General features: G+C 73.0%; 10 protein-coding genes. 4 read left to right on the top strand and 6 right to left on the bottom strand.

Annotation, left to right across the window (positions count from 1 at the left end; genetic code table 11):
* Position 1: 1 nt before the first annotated feature.
* A complete protein-coding gene (locus AB0D32_RS17050) occupies positions 2-496 on the bottom strand; it encodes a MaoC family dehydratase (RefSeq protein ID WP_357090615.1) in 495 nt (164 codons plus the stop codon).
* A gap of 151 nt (positions 497-647) precedes the next feature.
* Here AB0D32_RS17050 and AB0D32_RS17045 point away from each other — a divergent pair, with 151 nt between their 5' ends.
* Positions 648-2,012, top strand: a complete 1,365-nt coding sequence (locus AB0D32_RS17045) for a hypothetical protein (RefSeq protein ID WP_357090613.1) — start codon at positions 648-650, stop codon at positions 2,010-2,012.
* A 173-nt stretch (positions 2,013-2,185) separates the two neighbouring features.
* Complete coding sequence (locus AB0D32_RS17040; protein ID WP_357090611.1) at positions 2,186-2,623, top strand: VOC family protein; 438 nt, start codon at positions 2,186-2,188, stop codon at positions 2,621-2,623.
* Here AB0D32_RS17040 and AB0D32_RS17035 read toward each other — a convergent pair.
* Positions 2,620-3,564, bottom strand: a complete 945-nt coding sequence (locus tag AB0D32_RS17035) for an acyltransferase domain-containing protein (RefSeq protein WP_357090608.1) — start codon at positions 3,562-3,564, stop codon at positions 2,620-2,622. The genes AB0D32_RS17040 and AB0D32_RS17035 overlap by 4 nt on opposite strands.
* Positions 3,565-3,841: 277 nt before the next feature.
* Between AB0D32_RS17035 and AB0D32_RS17030 the strand changes: the two genes are divergently transcribed.
* Complete coding sequence (locus AB0D32_RS17030; RefSeq protein ID WP_357090605.1) at positions 3,842-13,102, top strand: carboxypeptidase regulatory-like domain-containing protein; 9,261 nt, start codon at positions 3,842-3,844, stop codon at positions 13,100-13,102.
* A 55-nt stretch (positions 13,103-13,157) separates the two neighbouring features.
* On the opposite strand, the gene AB0D32_RS17025 is transcribed toward AB0D32_RS17030, so the two are convergent.
* From AB0D32_RS17025 to AB0D32_RS17015, 3 genes are read right to left on the bottom strand one after another with little or no spacing between them, the layout of a single operon-like run.
* Positions 13,158-13,760: a cysteine hydrolase gene (locus tag AB0D32_RS17025; protein ID WP_357090603.1), complete on the bottom strand. Its 603-nt coding sequence runs from the start codon at positions 13,758-13,760 to the stop codon at positions 13,158-13,160.
* A gap of 11 nt (positions 13,761-13,771) precedes the next feature.
* On the bottom strand, positions 13,772-15,856 hold the full coding sequence (locus AB0D32_RS17020; protein ID WP_357090601.1) for a glycogen debranching N-terminal domain-containing protein: 2,085 nt from the start codon (positions 15,854-15,856) through the stop codon (positions 13,772-13,774).
* Positions 15,849-16,220 carry a sterol-binding protein gene (locus AB0D32_RS17015; RefSeq protein WP_357090599.1) on the bottom strand — a complete coding sequence of 124 codons (372 nt, stop codon included), beginning with the start codon at positions 16,218-16,220 and terminating at the stop codon, positions 15,849-15,851. The genes AB0D32_RS17020 and AB0D32_RS17015 overlap by 8 nt, the downstream gene beginning before the upstream one ends.
* Positions 16,221-16,351: 131 nt before the next feature.
* On the opposite strand from AB0D32_RS17015, the gene AB0D32_RS17010 reads away from it, so the two are divergent.
* Entirely contained in the window at positions 16,352-17,113 is a 762-nt protein-coding gene (locus AB0D32_RS17010) for a sulfite exporter TauE/SafE family protein (RefSeq protein WP_357090597.1), read from the top strand.
* An 83-nt stretch (positions 17,114-17,196) separates the two neighbouring features.
* Here AB0D32_RS17010 and AB0D32_RS17005 read toward each other — a convergent pair whose 3' ends face one another.
* Positions 17,197-19,890, bottom strand: coding sequence for a sugar-binding protein (locus AB0D32_RS17005; protein WP_357090595.1), 2,694 nt, complete (start codon positions 19,888-19,890; stop codon positions 17,197-17,199).
* Between the last annotated feature and the right edge of the window lie 105 nt (positions 19,891-19,995).

The following is a 19,995-nucleotide window of genomic DNA, read 5'->3' as shown; positions in this document are numbered from 1 at the left end:
GTCAGGAGGAGCTCTCCCGGCAGCGGACCATGAAGGAACGCTCGAAGACGATGACGGTCTCGCCGGTGGACTTCGTGCCCGTCGTCTCCACCGTGACGATGCCCTGGCCGGGCCGGGAGCGGCTCAGGCGCCGGTCGAGGATCCGGCTGGTGGCGTACAGCGTGTCCCCGACGAACACGGGCTCCCGCAGGCGGACCCTGTCCCAGCCCAAGTTGGCCACCGCCCGGGCCGACAGGGCCTGCACCGTCATGCCGCCGACCAGGCACAGGGTGATGCCACTGTTGACGAGTACGCGGCCGTACTCGCTGCCGGCCCCGTAGTGCTCGTCGAAGTGCAGCGGGTGCTGGTTCATGGTGAGCAGGGTCAGCCAGGTGTTGTCGGTCTCGGAGATGGTGCGGCCCGGCCAGTGCCGGATCACCATGCCGGGCTCGAAGTCCTCGTAGTCGCCGCCGTGTTCCTCGCGGTACTCGTTGCCCTGGACATGACGCAGTGCCATCGACGACCCTCCCGTGCCACGTGTGGACGAACCGGCGCGGTCCGCGTCGGACGTGAATGTTAGTCTATGTCGATCATCGTTTCGGAGATGCCGGCCCGCGGCGAGCACGCTGGCGGCGGCCGGCCCGACGTGTGACTCCGGGGAGCGTCAGATGACCGTGCGCGAGGGTGTCGACACCGCCGGGTCGACCGGGCATCCGTGGTTCGGTGCCCATCACCTGACGCCGGTCGCGCCGGCCGAGACGATCCGCCACATGCTCCGCCACGAGCTGCGGGACACCGGCTGGCCCTATCAGCGGCTGCTGCCCGCGGCGCCGATAGCCGTCCCCCGCGCCTCCTACGCCGAGATCTTCCGGGCGGCGGCCGCGCTGGTCGACCTGCTCCGCCGCACCGCCCTCGAAACGGCGCCCACCACGGCGGGCCGGCTGGCGGCCTACCGGATGCCGCAGAGCGAGAACCAGCTGTTCGTGCGGGACCCGTTCGTCGAGGAACGCTACCCGGACTGCGTCGTGCGGCCGGACGTCGTCATCGGGCCGGGCGGGCCCCAGTTCCTGGAGTTCAACGTCAGCGGCGCCCTCGGTGGCGTGGTCGAGACGCACTGCCGCCTCGAGGTGTGGCGCCGGCTGCACGCCGACGCCGAGGGCCGGACCCCGTTCAGCTCGCCCGACCCGTTCGCCGTGCGCGCCGAGATGTACCGCTCGCTCTGCGCCGAGCTGGGGCTGGCGCCCCGGGTGGCCATCGCCGGCAGCGCCCGGGTCGACGGCGTGCGCAGCCGCTACTTCCAGCTGGAGGCCGACTACCTCAACAACCACGGCCTGACCGCGCGGTTCTTCGAGCCGGAGGAGCTGCCGGAGGCGTGGGACTGCCCGCCCCACCTGCGCTACCCGATCGGGTTGCGCAACTTCACCATCCCGGACTGGCTCGACGCCGGCCTCGACACCTCGTACGTGCAGGACGCGCTGGACAACGGCTGCCTGCTCGTGGGCACCCAGACGTCGACCTTCATGCACAGCAAGCTGACCGTGGGCCTGCTGTCGGAGGGCCGGCCGTGGATGAGCGCGGCCGACCGGAGCCTGGTCGACAGGTACGTGCCGTGGACGCGGATCCTCACGGATCGCAGGACCGGTCGCGAGGGTCGCGAGGTCGAGCTGCTCCCGTTCGTGGTGGCGAACCGGGATCTGCTGGTGCTCAAGGCGGGCCTGGGCGAGAGCGGCAAACAGGTGGTCATCGGCCGCGACGTCGACCAGGCGAGGTGGGAGTCCGCCGTCGACGAGGCCGCCGCCGAGGGCACCAGCGTGGTGCAGGACTTCGTGGCGCCCCGGACGTGCCGGGTCGCGCTCGTCGCCGACGACGCCGACGAACCCCACGACGCCGAGGTCGCCCCGGTGATCGGGCCGCTGCTGTTCGGCGGACGCCCGGCGGGCCTCTTCTGTCGCTACTACGGCGACGGCTCCGCCGGCATCGTCAGCGCCCGGGGCAGCGACAGCAGCTCCGACAACTGCATGGTGGCGGTCTGACGCACAGGGGCGCGTCGTCGTCCGGCGGTGGCCACGACGACGGGGGTTCGCGCGACGAACGAGGTGTCGTCGCGATCCGAGACGCTGTCGCCCGCGCCGCCCCGTGATGCCTGCTCCCCTCCGGCCGGCGAGCGACGGGCTTGTGCGGGCCCGTGGTCTGACAGGATGGGCCCATGCGCGGACGACTGGAGGGCGCGGGCTCACCGCGGGAGTCCCGTCGCGACTACTGGGGCGCGGTGCTGGACGCGCCCGACGCCGTGGCGCTGGCACGGTTCTACACCGAGCTGCTCGGCTGGGAGACCACGAAGGAGGAACCGGACTGGGTCACCATCGGGCCGCCCGACGGCGTGGCCTATCTGGGCTTCCAGACCGCCGTCGGATACGTGCCGCCGATGTGGCCACCGGCCGAGGGCCGGCAACAGATGATGATGCATCTCGACTTCGAGGTCACCGACCTCGACGCGGCCGTGGCACACGCGCTCGACCTCGGGGCGCGGGAGGCCGGGCACCAGCCCCAGGACGACGTGCGGGTGATGCTGGATCCGGCCGGGCACCCGTTCTGCCTCTACGTGGGCGACGATCCCGCTTCGCAGGCCCACGGGGGCGGCTAGATCGGGAAACGGCCGCGGCGGACGTGCCAGTGGCGGCCGGCCTTCAGGTGGTCGACGACCGCGCGTTGGAGCACGGTGCGGCGCGGCAGCTGGTCGAGCGGCGTGGTCAGGGTGCGGAACACGAACCGCAGCACCTCGACGTCGGCGTCCAACCCTTCCGGCTTCGTGTAGGGCTCCAGCTCGAACATCCGCTGGAACCGGACGATGTTGGAGTCCTCGGGCAGGTATTCCAGCAACTGCGGGTCGAGCAGCCAGGAGCCGCAGGAGAACGCCGTGTAGCGTTCGTCGGGAAAGTGGCGCGGGAAGAACGCGCGGGCCTCGTCGAGCGACGACGCGACCGCCTCGGGGGTCATCGGGCCCGACTCGGGGATGTGCAGTTCGATGGCGGTACCGCCGCGCTGGTGCTGTAGCCGGCCCAGCTCGTAGATGCCGCCGCGCGCGTGCAGCGTCAGCCAGTTCTGCATGACCGGCCAGCCCTCGCGGTGCATCCGCCGGTCGATCGCGAGGTTGCGGCCCAGGTCCGCGAGGGTCGCCCACGACACGGCGTCGGCGATGCCGTGGTCGCGGTGGTATCCGGTGACGACGTCGACCAGGGCCAGGTACGCGTACACGTAGAGATGCCGCCAGGCGGGGCCTCGTTCGCGCGGCAGCGCCGGCCCGGGCGACAGCCAGCCGTGGCCCCCGAGATCGGCGCGGACCAGGGCGGTCGAGCGATCGAGCAGCCAGCGCAGCTCCGGGGTCCACAGCGGAGAGCCGGGGTCGGGCCAGCCTGCCATGATCTCGGCGGCGTCGTCCGGCCGTACCGCGAGGCGGTCGAGGATCTCGGGTGCGTCGGCCTTGGCTGGCAGCGGCGCCGACGGCCGGTCGCCGGCGAGCCGGTGCAGGCGGTCGACGTCTTCGACGGGTACCCCGAGCCGGGCGGCGGTGTCGTCCAGATCCACGCGGACGACCCTACCGGAGCTCCGTCGTGGCGATCTCCCGCTGCGTGGACGGGCGGTGCCGGGCTGCGGGAGGTCCTTGACCATGATGCGCCGGATGCTGCCAGCGCACGGTCCCACCGTCGATGGAATCGGGCCGCCGGTCCGGTGCGGCCTCCTGTCGTCGTAGGCAACCTTCATTCTCTGCGCCCGCCGGTGTAGACAAATGCCGGCCCGGCGGATCAGGATTGCTCGATAGATCAATAGACATGCGTAGGTGTCTGGCGGCAGGAGGCGCGCGGTGGCGCTGCGTAGCAAGCTCGCTCACGCTCTGATCGCGGCGATGGTGTGGGGAGCACTCGGCGTCCCCGACCTGGCAGTCGCGGCGCCGAGCAGCGCCTCGACGGACGGCCGGGTCTCGTTGCGGGACGGCATCCCGGCCGGGCAACGGGCCACGGCCGCGATCGGCACCAGGACCGGGCCGGCCGCCGCGCTGGTCGGCGAGAAGCCGCAGCGCCCGAAGCTCGCCCCGGAGGTGACCGAAGCCGCCACCGACGGCAGGGTCGACGTCATCATCCGGCTGCGCGACCAGGTGAACCTGTCCACGGTGGCCGACCAGGCGCGCGACGCGGTCACCGCGTCCGGCGAGGCGGAGTCGCGCGGACGCACCGTCGTCAAGGCGTTGCAGGCCAAGGCGGCCACCACCCAGGGCGGGGTCCGCAACCTGCTGGCCCGTGCCGGCGCGACCGGGGTGCGGCCGTACTGGGTGTTCAACGGCTTCTCGGCGACCGTGCCGGCGTCCGCGCTGGAGCAACTCGCCGCGAGTCCCGACGTCGAGAGCGTCGCGCTGGACGAGCAGTACACGCTGCCGGAGACGACGGCGGGCACGCCGCGCCTGCCGACCTGGGGCCTGGAGAAGGTCCGCGCCACCGACGTGTGGGCCGACCACGGCTTCACCGGCAAGGGCGTGGTCGTCGGCATCATGGACGGCGGCGTGGACGGTGGGCACCCGGCGCTGGCCGGCAGCTACCGGGGCCGCGACGGCGACCACGCGGACAGCTGGTTCGTCGCCACCGGCGAGAACTACCCGACGCCGGGCGACGGCGGAGGACACGGTACGCACGTGGCCGGCACCATCGTCGGTGCGCCGCCGGGCGAGGTGACCGGGGTGGCTCCCGGGGCGGAATGGATCGCTGCCAAGATCTTCAACGACGCCGGGCGGGCCAGCACCTCCGGCATCCACGCCGCGTTCGAGTGGATGCTCGCCCCCGGCGGCGACCCGGGCAAGGCACCCGACGTGGTGAACAACTCGTGGGGCGCGGACGACGCCTACGTCACCGAGTTCTGGGAGGACGTCAACGCCTGGGTGGCGGCCGGCATCTTTCCGAACTTCGCCGCCGGCAACAACGGGCCCGGGCCACTGACCGTCGGCTCGCCCGCGAGCTTCCCCCAGTCCTTCGCGGTCGGCGCCACCGACGTCAACGACCAGATCGCCTCGTTCAGCAGCCGCGGATCAGCCACCTGGGACGGTGTCGCGCACGTCAAGCCCCAGGTGAGCGCGCCCGGCCAGGACATCTACTCGACCTGGCCGCGGGCCTTGGATCCCGACGGCTACCACACCATCAGCGGCACCAGCATGGCCACGCCGCACGTCACCGGCGTCATCGCGCTGCTGCTCTCGGCCAAGCCGGGCCTGTCCGTGGACGCCATCCGCGAGCTGCTGACCTCCACGGCGCGGACCGAACCGCACATGGGCACGTTGCCCAACAACGACTACGGCGTCGGGATCGCCGACGCGCGCGCGGCCGTCGTCGCGGCCCGCCTCAGCGGCACCGTCAGCGGCACGGTCCGCGGCCCCCGGGGCCCGCTCGGGGCCACCGTCAGCGTTCCCGAACTGGGCGTGAGCACCACCGCCGACCCGGTGACCGGCTTCTACGACCTGCGGGTCAGGGCCGGCACGTGGACCGTCCGGTTCGCCGACTACGGCTCGGTGCCGCAGGAGTCGCGCGTCACCGTGACCGTGGACAGTCGGCACGAACTGGACGTGAGTCTCGCCGCCGCGGCCGTACACGACGTCTCCGGCACCGTGCGCGCCGCCGACGGCTCGCCGCTCGCCGACGCGGAGATCCGGTTCGGCGACACGCCGGTGGCACCCGTCTACACGGGCCTCGACGGACGGTTCGCGGCGCGGATCGCGGCCGGCACGTACCCGGTGTCGGCGCAGCTGACCGGCTACGCCCGGCAGTCGGCCGAGAGGACCATCTCCGACGGCACCACGATCGACTTCTCGCTGACCCCGCTGAACGTGGACTCGGCACCCGAGTGGCGGGAGTACCAGAACAACCCGCGGCGTACCGGGCAGTCGGCCGAGCCGCTGACGCCCGAGGCGCTGACCCGCCGATGGCAGGTCGACCTGCCGGGCGGGCAGGCCGTGTTCAGCTCACCGGTGCTCGCCGGCGAGCGGATCTTCCTGGTCACCGCGGACGGTCAACTGCACTCCCGTGCCGTCGGCAACGGTGTCGAGCTGTGGCGGTTCAAGGGCGGCGGCGCGATGCGCGGCACCCCGGCGGTCGCCGGTGGCAAGGTGTACGTCGGCGGGGGCGACGACCAGGTGTTCTACGCGCTCGACGCGGGCACCGGAGCGCCGGTCTGGACGTACCCGACCGGTGACCGGCTGACCTACACCACGCCGACGGTCGTCGGTGACACCGTCTACTTCGGCACGGGCTGGGGCGAGGGCAACGGCGGCTGGGTGTACGCCCTGGACGCGCAGACCGGCGCGCTGCGCTGGCGCTCGTTCATCGGCGCGCAGATCTACTTCGCCCCGACGGTCGCGAACGGCACCGTCTTCGCCGCCAGCTACGACGCGCGGCGACTGGTCGCGTTGGACGCCGCCACCGGCGCGGAGAAGTGGGCGCTGACCCGCACCGCCGACTCGTTCGCGGCGATGCCGACCCACGCCAACGGCACGCTCTACGTGGGCACCGCCAACTTCGACACGGGCGGGGGCAGCCTACTCGCCGTCGACGCGGCCACGGGCGCCGTGCGCTGGGAGGTCAGCGGGCACGGCGACGCCTCCGGCAGCGCCCCGAACGTCCACGGCGACCTGGTCATCGCCGGCTCGCACGGCAGGTCGTCGGTCGCGGCGTACGACCGGGGCACCGGCGCCCGGCGGTGGATCACGGGCGCCGGTTCGGCGGTGAGCAACGCGATGGTGCTCGCTGACGGCGTCGTCATCGGCGGATCGCAGTTGGACCGGCGGGCCTGGGCGCTGGACGCCTACACCGGGAAACTGCGCTGGGAGGTGACGCTGTCGGACAACGTGCTCGCCGCGCCGGCGTTCGCCGACGGAAAGCTCGTCATCGCCGCCCGCAACGGGCAGCTCTCGATGTTCGAGTCGCCCGGCACCGTCACCGGCACGGTCACCGGCCCCGACGGGGCCGGGCTGGCCGCCACCGTACGGATCGGGCAGACGGGTGCGTCGAGCCAGACCGACCCGGCCACCGGCGGGTTCACGCTGCCGCACCGGGCCGGTAACTGGCGGCTGGACGTCTCGGCGTACGGGTATGCCGCGACCAGCAGGAACGTGGCGGTCCGGCCCGGTCGTACCGTCACCGTCGACACCACCCTCCAGCCGATCGGCGCCGGCTCGCTCGCCGGCACGGTGCGCGACGAGGCCGGCGCGCCCCTGGCCGGCGTCACCGTCGCGCTCACCGGCACCCCGCTGCCCACCACGGTCACCGACGACTCCGGGCGGTACGAGTTCGCGACCGTGGCCGCGGGCACCCACGAGCTGCGGATGACGCGCAACGGGTACGCGCCGTTCCAGACGTCCCTCGCCGTGGCCCCCGGTGAGCGCACCGTCGCCGACGCCACCGTGCAGCGGTACCAGATCGCGGTCACCGGGGACTACCAGGGCATCCTGACCGGACTGCTCACCTCGAAGGGCTACCGGGTCGAGGCGACCACGGTGGCGGCGATCGCCGACCGGGCGGGCGACTACCGGCTCGTGGTGGCGAACGGGGCGAACGACGACCCGGGCCCGGAGGTGTTCAAGCGGTTCCTGGCGAGCGCGGACGCGGCCGGCACCAGCGTCGTCTTCCTGGACACCTGGGCGGGCGCCTACGGCTCACTGACGCACCTGTCCCAGCACACGGGCGATCCGCGGACCGTCGGCTCGGGAGACAACGACGGCGAGGTGAGCGTCATCGCCCGGGCCGGGCACCCGCTCACCACGGGCCTGCCGGTCGGCGCGCAGACCGCGCTGCTCGACAAGAACCGCGAGTACGCCTGGTTCTCCGGCTACGCGGGCCGGTCGGTCGCGGATCTGCACGTCGGGGCGCTGGAGGTGGCCGGGTCCACCATCGGCTACCAGCCACGGACCCACGACAGCGTGCACGTGCTGCTCTCGGCCAACGGCGTGAGCCCGTGGGCCGGGCCGGGCAACGGCTGGCAGCCGGCCGCGTACACGATCTTCGACAACGCGGTCTCGTACGCCCTGGGCGCGACCTTCGGCACGGCGGCCGGCCGGGTCACCGACGCGAGCGGGGCGCCGGTGCCGGCCACGGTGACCGTTGTCGGGACCGGGGACAGGGCCAGCACCACGACGGACGGCTCGTACTCGCTGCTGCTGCCGGCGGGCGCGCACACCCTGCGGGTCGAGGCGCCCGGCTTCACGACCCGCGAGGTCACCGTCCGGGTCGTGGAGCGCGGCACCACCACCACCGAGCTGAGCCTGCTCACCTCGGGGTCGGGCACGATCACCGGTGTGGTGCGCAGCGGTGGCAGCCCGATCGCCGGCGCCACCGTCAGCGTGGTCGGCGTCGACCGGTCCGCGACCAGCGACGACGACGGGCGGTTCACCGTCGCCGACGTCCCCGGCGGCACGTACGCGCTGCGGGCGACCGCGGCCGGCCACGTCCCGGCCTCGGTGGCCGGCACGGTGGTCGTCGACGGTCAGGTGACGACGGCCGACGTCGAACTGACCCGTTCGACCCGGGTCGCGGTCGTCGGTGACGGCCGGGACGCGGTCGCCGCCGAGCTGACCACGTTCCTGAACGCCAACCACATGACGGCCACCGCCACCGGCTGGGAGGCGCTGGACCAGCTCGACCGCTACGACGTCGTGGTCTTCAACACCCCGAGCAACCCGGGCAGGGCCGCGTTCCTGGCCGCGCTCGGCAAGCTGGACGCGGCCGGGGTGTCGGGCGTCTTCATCGAGGGCGCGACCAGCACCACCAGCGGGGCCGGGCTGCTCCGTACCCACCTGGGCAATCCGACCGGCCGGTCGTCCGAGTCGACGGACGGCTACCCGATGCTGTATCCGGTCGACGCGGCGCACCCGGTGTTCGCCGGCGTCAGCACGCCGCTGCGCATCCTGGTCGCCGACGAGTGGGCCGGCTACTACACCGGACACACCGGCTTCAACCTGGCCGACTTCGGCACCAGCGCCAGCGGTGTGCTCGGCGGTGGCGTCTCGTACGAGCCGCGCACGGCGACCAGCGTCCGGCTGCTGCTCTCCGGGCTGTCGGCCAGCAGTTTCGCCAGCCCGTCGAACGGCTGGAGCGTCGACGGCAAGCGGGTGTTCCTCAACGCCGTCGGATGGGCCGCCGCGCCCGGAATGGCCGGCTACGACGCCCGGATCACCGGCACCGGCGGTCAGGGCGTGGCCGGGCTCAGCGCCCGGATCGTCGAGACCGGCACCGCCGCCCAGGTCAGCGACACCGACCGGATCTCCCTCGCGCATCCGGCCGGCACCTACACCCTCGAGGTGAAGGCGTTCGGCTACCAGACCCACACCCGGCAGGTGACATTGACCGCCGGCAAGGTCGAGGACGTCCAGATCGCCCTCACTCCGGGAGAGGTCGGCACGATCACCGGCACGGTCACCGACCGGCGGACCGGAGCGCCACTGGCCGACGCCACGGTCCAGTTGGACGGTACGCCGCGCAGCGCGGTCACCGGCCCCGACGGCCGGTTCCGCCTGACGGAGGTGGAGGCCGGACGGTACGCGGTGCGGGTCAGCGCGGCCGGCCACGTACGCCAGGTCTTCCCGGACGTCGTGGTGGAGAAGGACGCGAGCACCGCCCTGGCCCTCGCGCTGCTGCCCTCGCCCAGGGTCGCCGTGATCGGCGACCACGAGGGCCGGGCGAAGGCGCACCTGACCGAATGGGGCTACCGGGCCACGGACCTGGCCTGGACGGACGTCTCGGCGGTCGGCAACCACGACCTGATCGTGGCCAACCTGGCGGCGAGTTCGGGTACCGACCCCGGCGCCGCCGGCTGGGCCGCGTTCGAGGACGCCGTCGTCCGCGCCGACGTGCCCGTCGTCTGGCTGGACCAGTACGGCCGTGGCGCGATCAGGTACCTGAGCATGTACGACGGCGACCCGCAGGTGCGGGCCGAGGACCGGCTCGACGGCCCGACGCAGGCGAAGGTGCTCGCCGACCACCCCCTCACGGCCGGGTTCCCGGTCGGGTCCACGGTGCCGCTGACCGCCGACAACGCCGAGTACGGCTACTTCACCGGCTTCTCCGGGGTGACGGTGGCGAACCTGGTCACCGGGGCCCAGGGCGAGCGCGGTGGCACGATCGGCTACCGTGGCCGCTCCGCCGGCTCGGTGGACGTGCTGCTCTCCACCATGTCGATCAGCACCTACGGCTACCCGGCCACCGCCGACCAGCCGGCCAGGAACTGGACCCCACAGACGGAACTGCTGTTCCACAACGCCCTGCGGTACGCGCTGGACGCGCCGCCGCTGGCGGCGACCGTGCGCGGCACGGTCCGGTCCGGCGCGACGGGCGAACCGGCCGCGAGCACCGTCACGGTGGTCGAGACCGGTGCGACGGTCACGTCCCGGGCCGGCGACGGCAGCTACGCGGCGCCGTTGCAGCCGGGCACCTGGACGCTGCGGGTGGGCGCCTTCGGCCACCAGGACGTCGAGCGCACCGTGACCGTCGTCGCGGGCGACACCCCGACCGTGGACGTCACGCTGCCGGTCGCGGCCAGTGGCACGATCGAGGGCACCGTGCGCACCGCCGAGGGCGCCCCGATCGCCGGGGCGGCGGTGACCGTGGCGGGCACCCCGCTCGCCGCGGCGACCGGGGCGGACGGCACCTACCGGATCGCGGGGGTGCCGGCCGGCAGCCACTCGCTGCGCGTCAGGGCCGAGGGGTACGGCATCGCGCAGCGGCCGGTGACCGTCCAGTCCGAGCAGCGCGTGGTGGTGGACGTGGAACTCGCGGCGGCCCGGGTGCTGGCCGTGGCCGGCGACTCGGCAAAGGGCGAGATCGCCGAGTTGCTCTCCGCCGACGGGTACCTCGTCCGGAAGTGGAACTGGGCCGACATCCACCTGCACGTCCCGGAGCTGAGCCAGGTCGAGGCGGTGGTCCTGAACGGACAGTCCTCGGCGCCGACCGCGGCGGAGCTGAACGCGTTCCTGACGGCCGCGGCCGAGGCCGGGGTGTCCGTCGTCATGGCCGGGCAGTGGGGCTCCGGCGCGATCCGGGCGGCCCGGACGGCCCGCAACGATCCGAGCGGCGTCACCGACGGCTTCACCGACGACGGGATGGCCATCACCTACACGCCGTCGGCACCGCACCCCATCTTCGCCGGATTCGAGGCCGGCAGGCCGATCCCGTTGATGCGCAACCCGCAGGGCAACGCGCAGCAGTGGCAGTGGTTCTCCGGCTACTCGGGCGAGACCATCGCCAGCATCGGCGAGGAGAACACCGGCGACCTCGGCGGCGGGGTGGGCGTCAGGTTCACCTCCCCGTCGAGCGTGGAGATCCTGCTCGCGGGGTTGTCCTCGGGCTCGTACGGCAGGCCGGGTGACCGGTGGACGCCGGAGGCCGTCCGGATCTACCAGAACGCGGTGCGGTGGGCGCTGGACGCGAGCCAGGGTGGGCTCGCCGGCACCGTGACCGGCGACGGCGCGCCGCTGGCCGGAGCCGAGGTACGCGTCGTCGAGGCCGACCTCACCGCCAAGACCGGCGTGGACGGCACGTTCCGGCTCGGCATGCCGGGCGGGACCTACACGGTCCAGGTCAGCGCGCTCGGATTCGTCCGGCACGAGGCCACGGTGACGGTGCGGACGGGTGAGACGCTCACGCTGCCGGTCACGATGGTCCCGGTGCCACGCGGGAGCATCTCGGGCACCGTCACCGACACCGGCGGCAAGCCGATCGCCGGGGCGCGGCTGGTGACGAGCGGCCCGACCACCGGCGAGGCGGTCTCGGGCGCCGACGGGCGGTACACGCTCGCCGGCCTGATCCCCGGCGACTACCAGCTCACCGCCGACGCCAGGCACCACCTGACGGGGTCTGCCAGGGCCACGGTGGTGGCCGACCAGGTCGCCACGGTGGCGGTGCGACTGAAGCCCACCGACGTCGCGGTGCTCGGTGACGTCGGTGGGGCACTGACCGGTCTCCTGCGCGGCGAGGGCATCGCCGCGGAGGCGAACGACTGGTCGGGGACGCTGGCCAGGCTGCCGGCGCACCGGGTGGTCGTGGTGAACGGGGGAGACCCGACGCGGCAGGAGTTCGACGCGTTGGTCTCGGCCGCGGACGCCGCCGAGGTGAGCCTGGTCTTCACCGGCACCTGGGGCGCGGCCAACGGCGGCATCCGGCTGCTGGAGCGGTACGGCGACGGCGCGGTCACGGTCGGCGGGCAGGGCTACCGCGACGGGCCCGTGGGGCTGGTCGGATTCGACCCGAGGCATCCGGTGTTCGCCGGCATCACCGATCCGGCCGCGATCGTGGCCCCGGACGGCTACTGGAGCGATCTGGCCAGCTACTCCGGCACGTACTTGGCGAAGCTGTCGGTCGGCGGCGCGGAGGGCGACTCCGGCAAGGGGGTCGCGGTGGCGTACGACTTCCGTACCGCCCGGAGCATGCACCTGCTGGTCAGCGTCGGCGCGGTGAGCCCGCTGATGGGCCCCGGCCACGGCTGGACGGAGGACACCGGACGGCTGGTGCGCAACGCGGTCACCTGGGCCGGGGACGCGGTGCAGGCGGTGCCGGCGCGGCCCGTGCTGACCGCCCCGGTGCCGAAGGTGTCGGCGGAAACCGTCACCCTCACCGGCTCGGCCGAGTTCCGGTCCACGGTCGACATCCGGCGCGACGGTGTCTCGGTGGGCACGGCGGCGCCCGGCCGCGACGGGCGATACGCCGTCGAGGTGCCGTTGCGGCCCGGCGCCAACCGGTTCACCGCGGTGGCGACCAACCACGCCGGGGCGTCGGCGCCGTCGAGGCAGGTCACGGTGGTCCGCTACACGGGCCGGTTCGCGTTCGCCGGCCTGAACGGAAACGGGACCACGGTCGCCTTCGTCGAGTTTCTCGACGGCGCCCGAGGGCCGGTCCGGGTGGATGACGGGGTGACCCTGGTGCTGCGGGACAACAGCGGTGCGGTGGTCGGCGAGCAGCCGATGGAATGGGACCGCGAGAGGGAGCGGTACGAGACGCGGCTCAGGAAGCTGCCGAAGGGGGAGTACACCGTGCAGGTACGGGCCACCGCCGACGGCTGGCCGATCCCGCTGGACGGGGGGAGGATCACCCGGGGTTAGCGCCGCGGGAGCACCCACCACGATCGGCCGGGTGGGCAGCCGGCTGTCCGGTTGCTCACCCGGAGAGGCGGTCGACGACCTCGGCGGTGCTGAGCACCTCGCCGAGCTGCCCCAACGTCTCCAGGCTCGCCCGGTGCGCCTCGTCGGTCGCGGCGGTGCAGGCGTCGGAGACGACCACCGTCCGGTAGCCGTGGTTGACCGCCTCGAAGAGGGTGCCGGTGACGGAGAGGTTGGTGGCGACACCGGTGAACAGGACGGTGTCCACGCCTCTGCCTCGCAGCACCGTGTCGAGTTCGCTGCCGAAGAAGCCGGTGAGCCTGACGTGGGTGATGACGACGTCGTCGGCCTCCGGCGTGAGCTCGTCGACGATCCGGGACTTCGGCGCGCCTTCGAGGAAGGCCTGCTGCTCCCGGACCATGGCGAAGCTCGGCGTGTTGGGGATGAGGTCCGGGTAGCCGGGGCGGTAGGCGACCCGCGTGTGCACGACGAGGCCGCCGGCGGCCCGCACCGCCGTGGCGACCCGCGCCGCGTACGAGGTGACGCGGTGTCGGGACACCTGCTCGGCGAAGAACGGACCGAACAACCCGTCGGGACTGACGACCTCGTGCTGCCAGTGCACGCCGACGACGGCGGTCCGCACCGGGTCCGGTTCTCGCATCGTTCCTCCCGTCACGGGGCGGAGAGCTGCTGCGGCGCCGGCTGGTAGCCCCGTCCGCCCGCGCCGGCCGGCCCTCTGCCGTACGCGTCGAGGCGCCCCCACCGCCCGGGGATGTCGAGCAGCGCCACGTAGTCGAGATTAGCGGGCAGGACGGGCCTGATCACCAGGTCTTCGCCGACCGGGCGAAGCCCGAGCATCGTGCGCAACAGCAGCAGGGTGGCCCCGGCGGACCACGCCTGCGGGCTGCACGCGGTGGGATAGTTGACCGGGTACTTGGTCTCGGCCCGGCTGTAGCCGGCGAAGGCCTCGGGCAGCCGGCCGTCGTAGAAGACCGCCGCGTCCAGGATTCCGGCGGCGATCCGGGCCGCCTCGTCGGCGAATCCGTACCGGCGCAGGCCCCAGGCGATGAACGAGTTGTCGAACGGCCAGATGGTCCCGACGTGGTAGCCGATCGGGTTGTAGCGGCCGGCGCCCTCGGCCAGCGTGCGCACCCCCCAACCGCTGAACAGTGCCGGCGACATCAGGTGCCGCACCAGGGCGGACGCCTTCGACCCGTCGACGATGCCGCTCCACAGCAGGTGGCCGATGTTGGACGACAGGGCGTCGACCTGCTGGCCGTCGCCGTCGAGCGCGAGGGCCATGTACCGGCCGTCGGCGACCCAGAAGTCGCGGTTGAAGCGCCGCTTGAGGTCGGCGGCCTCCTGTTCCAGCCGGTCCGCGTACTGCGGGTCGTTCCAGATCGTCCGGGCGAGTCGGGCGGTGCGCAGCTTCGCGTCGTACGCGTACCCCTGCAACTCGCAGGTCGCCCTGGGAAAGCCGGGCAGCCGCCCGTCGTGGTACGAGATGCCGTCCCAGGAGTCCTTCCAGCACTGGTTCTCCAGGCCGTTGCGGGTGTTGCGCCGTTCGTAGGAGATGTAGCCGGTGCCGGTCAGGTCGGCGTAGTCGTCGATCCAGTCGATCGCCGCCCGCGCCTCCTGCTCGACCGAGCGGACGAGCCCGACGTCGCCGGTCCAGCGTTCGTACTCGTCGAGCAGCACCAGGAACAGGGGAGTGGCGTCGGCGCTGCCGAAGTAGGGGGTGTGCGGCGTCTCCTCGAACACGCTCAGCTCCCCGTACCGCATCTCGTGCAGGATCCGGCCGGGCTCCTCCTCCCGGAAGTCGTCGACCCGGCTGCCCTGGCGGAACGCGAGCACCCGGAGCGTGGTGGCGGCGAGTTCGGGCACGAACGGCAGCGCCTGGAGGCTGGTGAGGATGCTGTCCCGGCCGAACAGGCTCATGAACCAGGGCAGGCCGGCGGCCGGCACGCTCCTGTCCTCGGCGAGGAAGGGGCTGAACCGCAGCGCGGCCAGGTCGATCAGGCTCCGCCGGTACGCGGCACGCAGGGGCTCCCAGCCGGACTCCAGGCGAGGCGCCTCCGCCAGCCATTCGGTGAGCCGGCGCTCCTTGTCGTGGGAGCGGGCCACCCGTCCCGGGATCGTGAGCCGCTCCAGCCCTCTCGGCATCGGCAGGTCCGGCTCGGCGGTCAGCCTGGTCCGCCAGCTGCTGTGCGGTTCGAGGTGGACGCTCAGCGTCAGGCCGTCGTCGTCGACCTCCACCGGCGTCGTCGCCGAGATGATCGTCTCGCGCCTGAACCGGTCCCGCTCGTAGCCGAGGACGAGGCGTCCCCCGTCGACGCGCCGGTAGTGCCGGCCCTTCTTGCGGGCCGTCGCGTCCTTGACCTCGAAGACGTCCGCGAAGTCGGCGTCGACCTCGATCCTGAGGCTGAGGTCGACCGGCCGGCCGTCGTGGTTGATGATGGTCAGGTCCTCGTGCAGGCCGGCGGCGAGCGTGTGCACCCGACGTACCGAGAGTGTGCTGTTGACGTAGACGTCCTGGTGGCCGGGGACCAGGTAGAACCGGTTCTCGAAGTAGTGGATGTCGTCGATGGAGAGGGTGCTCAGCCGCTCCCCGTCGATCGTCAGCACCCACTTCGACAGCAGGCGCGTGTCGTGGGCGAACAGCCCCAGGGGGGTGTCGGGGGACGCGTCGATGTCGCCGGCACGGTCACAGACCATGAAGGTCGTGCCGTCCAGGATGCCCACCTGCTCCTCATCCATGGCCACCTCCCCGACGTGGCGTACCCCGGGACGCGGGCGGCGGAGGGAACAGTTTCCGGACGGTGGCGAAGATCCGCGGGTTGCCCGCCACGGCGGCCTCGCCGCGCAGCACGGTGGTCAGGAAGTACGCCTCTCCGCTGGCGATCCGGTCGAAGACGGCCCCGTCCGCCTCGACGACCGCGTCCCCGCCCGTCGCCTGTTCCGAGACCGTGATGTCGCCCCTGTCGATGGCGACCAGCCAGTGGTCGGTCCGGCCGTCGCGGCTGATGTCGAAGCGCACGCTGCCCTCGTCGATCGACGTCAGGCGACGGTCGTGCCCCCGGCGCGCGAGGCCGTGGAAGAAATCCTGGGTGGCATCCGCCATGGCGACCCCTCCTCCCGGCCACCATTCCCCCGAATCGCGGCTTCCGCCTCACCCTGAAGAGGTGAACTTCGCCGGTCAGCCGGGGGCGCGCCGGCCCGGCGGCAGGGGCAGCGCCACTAGCCTGGGACTCGATGGATCCCGTCCAGGCAACGCTGCTCGTCGCCGCCGGTCTCGCCACGGGTGCCTTCAACGCGGTCGCGGGCGGTGGCTCCCTGATCGCCTTCTCGGCGCTCATCGGTGTCGGTGTGCCGCCGCTCGTCGCCAAACTGACCAGCACGGTCTCCGTGTTCCCCGGCAACGTGGCGAGCGTCGTGGGAGGGCACCGGGACCTGCCGCCCCGGGGAGACATCCGCCGCGTCCTGCCCGCGGCGGTCGTCGGCGGCGTCGCCGGATCCGTGCTGCTGCTGTTGACGCCCACCCGCGTCTTCGACGTGATCGTGCCGTTTCTGGTGATCGCCGCCTCGACCGTTCTCGGTCTCCAGGACCGACTGGACCGGCTGGCCCGGCGTTCCGCCCTGCGGTACGGCCGGGAACACCCGGCGACCCTACAGGTCTCCGTCGCACTGGGCGGTGTCTACGGCGGTTACGTCGGCGCCGGGTTCGGCATCGTCCTGGTCGCCACCCTGGCGCTCCTCCAGCACGAACCGCTCACCAGGACGGTCGCCCTGAAGAACCTGCTGTCGGCTGCCATCTCGTTCGTGGCCGTCGTGCTCTTCGTGTTCTTCGGCACCGTCGACTGGGCGGCGGTGGGGCTCCTGGCCCCGGCGACCGTCGTCGGCGGCTACGCCGGGGCGCGCCTGCTCCGCAGGCTGCCCGGCGGCCTGCTCAGGGCGGTGGTCGTCACGTTCGGGGTGCTCTTCGGTCTGGTCCTGCTGGGCCGCAACGTCCTGTAGGCCGCACCCGGGAACGGCGGCGGCCCCGCCGCCGGGCGGCGTCGACTTCGACGCGCCCGACGGCGGGGCCAGTTCCGACCGGGTCAGCCTACGGAGACCTGGCGGGCGAGCGCCGCACCGCCGGCCTCGAAGGCGGCCAGGACGGAGGTGGGCGTGCCACCGGTGACCGGCACCAGGACGGTCACCTGACGACCGGAGGACACCTGCACCGTGCGCTCGCCGAGCGACCGGTCGCCGTCCCAGGTGTGCAGGTACACCGTGCCGGCGCGGTCGGCCTGGACGGTCACCTGCACACCGCCGGCCACCTGCCGTTGTCCGGTCAGCTTCAGCGCCCGCTCGGGCAGCCGGGCGACGGCTGCCGGAGCGACCCCGTCCACCGCCGACTGCGCGATGGTCTGCGGGCTGTGCACGCTGCGGGCAGCGGTGTCCGGGAAGACCGGGGTGCTGGGCTGCCGCTGGGCCGGGGTGAGGCCGGGCAGGGTGACCAGACCGTACCGGTACGGGTCGGCCCGGACGCCGGTGAAGGTGGACCAGCCCAGCCGGGACTGGGAGCTGAGGTCCTGGGTGTCCGAGTCGTACACCAGCACGTTGAAGCCCATCCGGGCCGGGTCGATCGCGTCGGGCAGCACCGCGAACGGGATGCGCGCCTCAAGGGTGTAGCCGGTGTACGGCGCGGTGACCTTGCTGACCACGGTCATCCCCGGGGCGGTCGTCTCGCCCGGTCCCTGCCGGTTGTCGGCGTCGCGCTGCCAGCACGGCGGGTTGCCGTTGGCGGGGTCGTCGGTGATCGGGAAGATGCCCGCCTTGAACACGGTGGAGGTGTCCGTCGAGTTCCCCTTCGGGTCCACGATGATCTCCACGCTGTCGGTGCGCCGCTGCCGCTTGCAGTCCTGCGGCACGACCTTCTTGCCGAGCACGTCGTCGGTGACCTGCACGTAGACGAGGAGCGCGTCCTCGGTCCAGGCGATCCGGCCGGTGGCCGAGGCGTCCTGCGGCGTGGTGGCCTGCCCCTCCCAGATCCGGGACAGGTTCAGCTCCTCGCCGGTGTACTCGCCGGGGGAGGCCACCCCGTCGACGGCGTGGTCGTGCCCGGCGCGCGGGACCTCACTGGTCGGCACGATCTCCAGGGCGCCGGTCTCCACGGTGCTGCCGGCGGCGCTGGTGGTGGTGATGGTGATCCCGTAGTCGCCGTTCGTGCCGCCCTCGTTGGCGGTCGGCAGGCTGGCGTCGCTGGTGACGGTGAAGGTGACCGCCCCGGTCGCGCCCGGCGCCAGGTCGGCGTAGCTCTTGGTCGCCGCGTCGGCGGTGAAGCCGGTCGGCAGGCCGAGGGCGACGGTGCCGCTCTGCGCGGTCTCGCCGTGGTTGCGCAGGTCCACCCGGACCGACCGGCTCTTGCCGGAGCCGACGGTGAGCACCGGCTTGATCAGGGTGTCCAGCTGCGGGTAGCCGCTGTCGCCGGCCCAGGTGCGGAACAGCCCCACCTCGGGCAGCGGCTCCAGGGTGCCGCGCACGTCGGCGACCACCCGGACCGCGCGGTCGGTGCGGCCGGTGCCCTGACCGGTGGTCAGGGTCGCGCCGACGAGGTGCTGCTCGTTGGTGTCGGCGCCGGCGGGGACGGTCACGGTGAAGGTGACGGTCCGCTCCTTGCCGGCCGGCACGGCGCCCCGCAGCGCGCCGGAACCGGTGGCGGTCCAGCCCTGCGGCAGCCGCAGGGAGACCTTCGGCGCGGTGAGCGCCCGGTTGCCGGGTGCCCGGACGTGCGCGGTGACCTCGACGGTCTGGCCGGGCGCGAGGTCGAACCGGTCGGCGGTCAGGTAGAGCTCGCTGCCGCGGGGCAGCGCGCCGGCTGCCGGGGGCAGCACCGAGCCGCGCAGGATCGCCTCGGGGGAGGTGTCCGCCGGGTCGTACGGGACGCGGCTGTCGACGAGGGTGTAGAAGTCGCAGCGGATCTTCGTCGGGTCGGTCGGGGCGGCGGCGCTGCCGGCCCAGCCCTGGCTGACGTACTCACGGCGGGCCTCGACCTCGACCTCGGCCCAGGTCCTGCCGTCGGCGCCGCGGGCACCCTCCCAGACGCCGAACACCTGGTCGGTCGGGACGGTCGGCACGAAGCTGGAGGCGCACTCCGGCCCGGTCGACGAGCTGCCGGTACCACCGGTACGCAGGAACTTCGCCGCCCGGAACGGCTTCAGCCCCTCCTTGGTGACCTGCTCGGGGAAGGCCTTCGGGTCGGCGGCGGCGTGGAACGCCTCGGCGGCGAACCGGGCGGCCTGCTGGTGGTTGCCGTGGTTGCCGGGCGTGGGCGACGGGTTCATCGTCATGACGATCTCGGGCCGGGTCTGCCGGATCACCCGGACGATCTGGGCCAGCGTGTCGTCGTGTCCCCAGATCTGCTCGGACAGGGGCGCGGACGCGGTGTACCAGAAGTCGACGCGGTCGAGGTTGTAGAGGTTCTCCACCCCGGCGCGGCCGATCGCGGTGCGCTCCTCGCGCTCCCGGATGATGCCCAGCGGCGGGCCCTCCTCCAGGCCGACGGCGTTGCCGCCGCCCTCGCCACGGGTGATGGTGACGACGCCGGCCTTGGCGCCGTGCTTCTCCTTCCACTGCCCGAGGGTGGCGAGGCTGCCGGCCTCGTCGTCGGGGTGGGCGCTGACGAAGAGGACGTCGAGGTCGACGGTGTCGGTCGACCGGGCGTCGGTGGGGGCGGCGAGGGCGACGGCCGGTGTCCCGGACAGGGCCAGGGCGAGCGCCGTGGGTAACAGGAACGCCTTGAGACGCATGCAGATCCTTTCACTGGACGCGAGGTCCGCGCAGCGGCCTGCGACGTCGGACGCGGGGGCGTCGACGTGGGGTCGCGGTCGGACGGTGAGAGGGCGGTCAGGGGG

Origin of the sequence: Micromonospora sp. NPDC048170, assembly GCF_040652795.1 — a bacterium.
In the GTDB taxonomy this organism is placed as follows: Bacteria; Actinomycetota; Actinomycetes; order Mycobacteriales; family Micromonosporaceae; genus Micromonospora.
The sequence above is the reverse complement of the archived record's forward strand: the minus strand, read 5'-3'. Positions and strand labels throughout refer to the sequence as shown.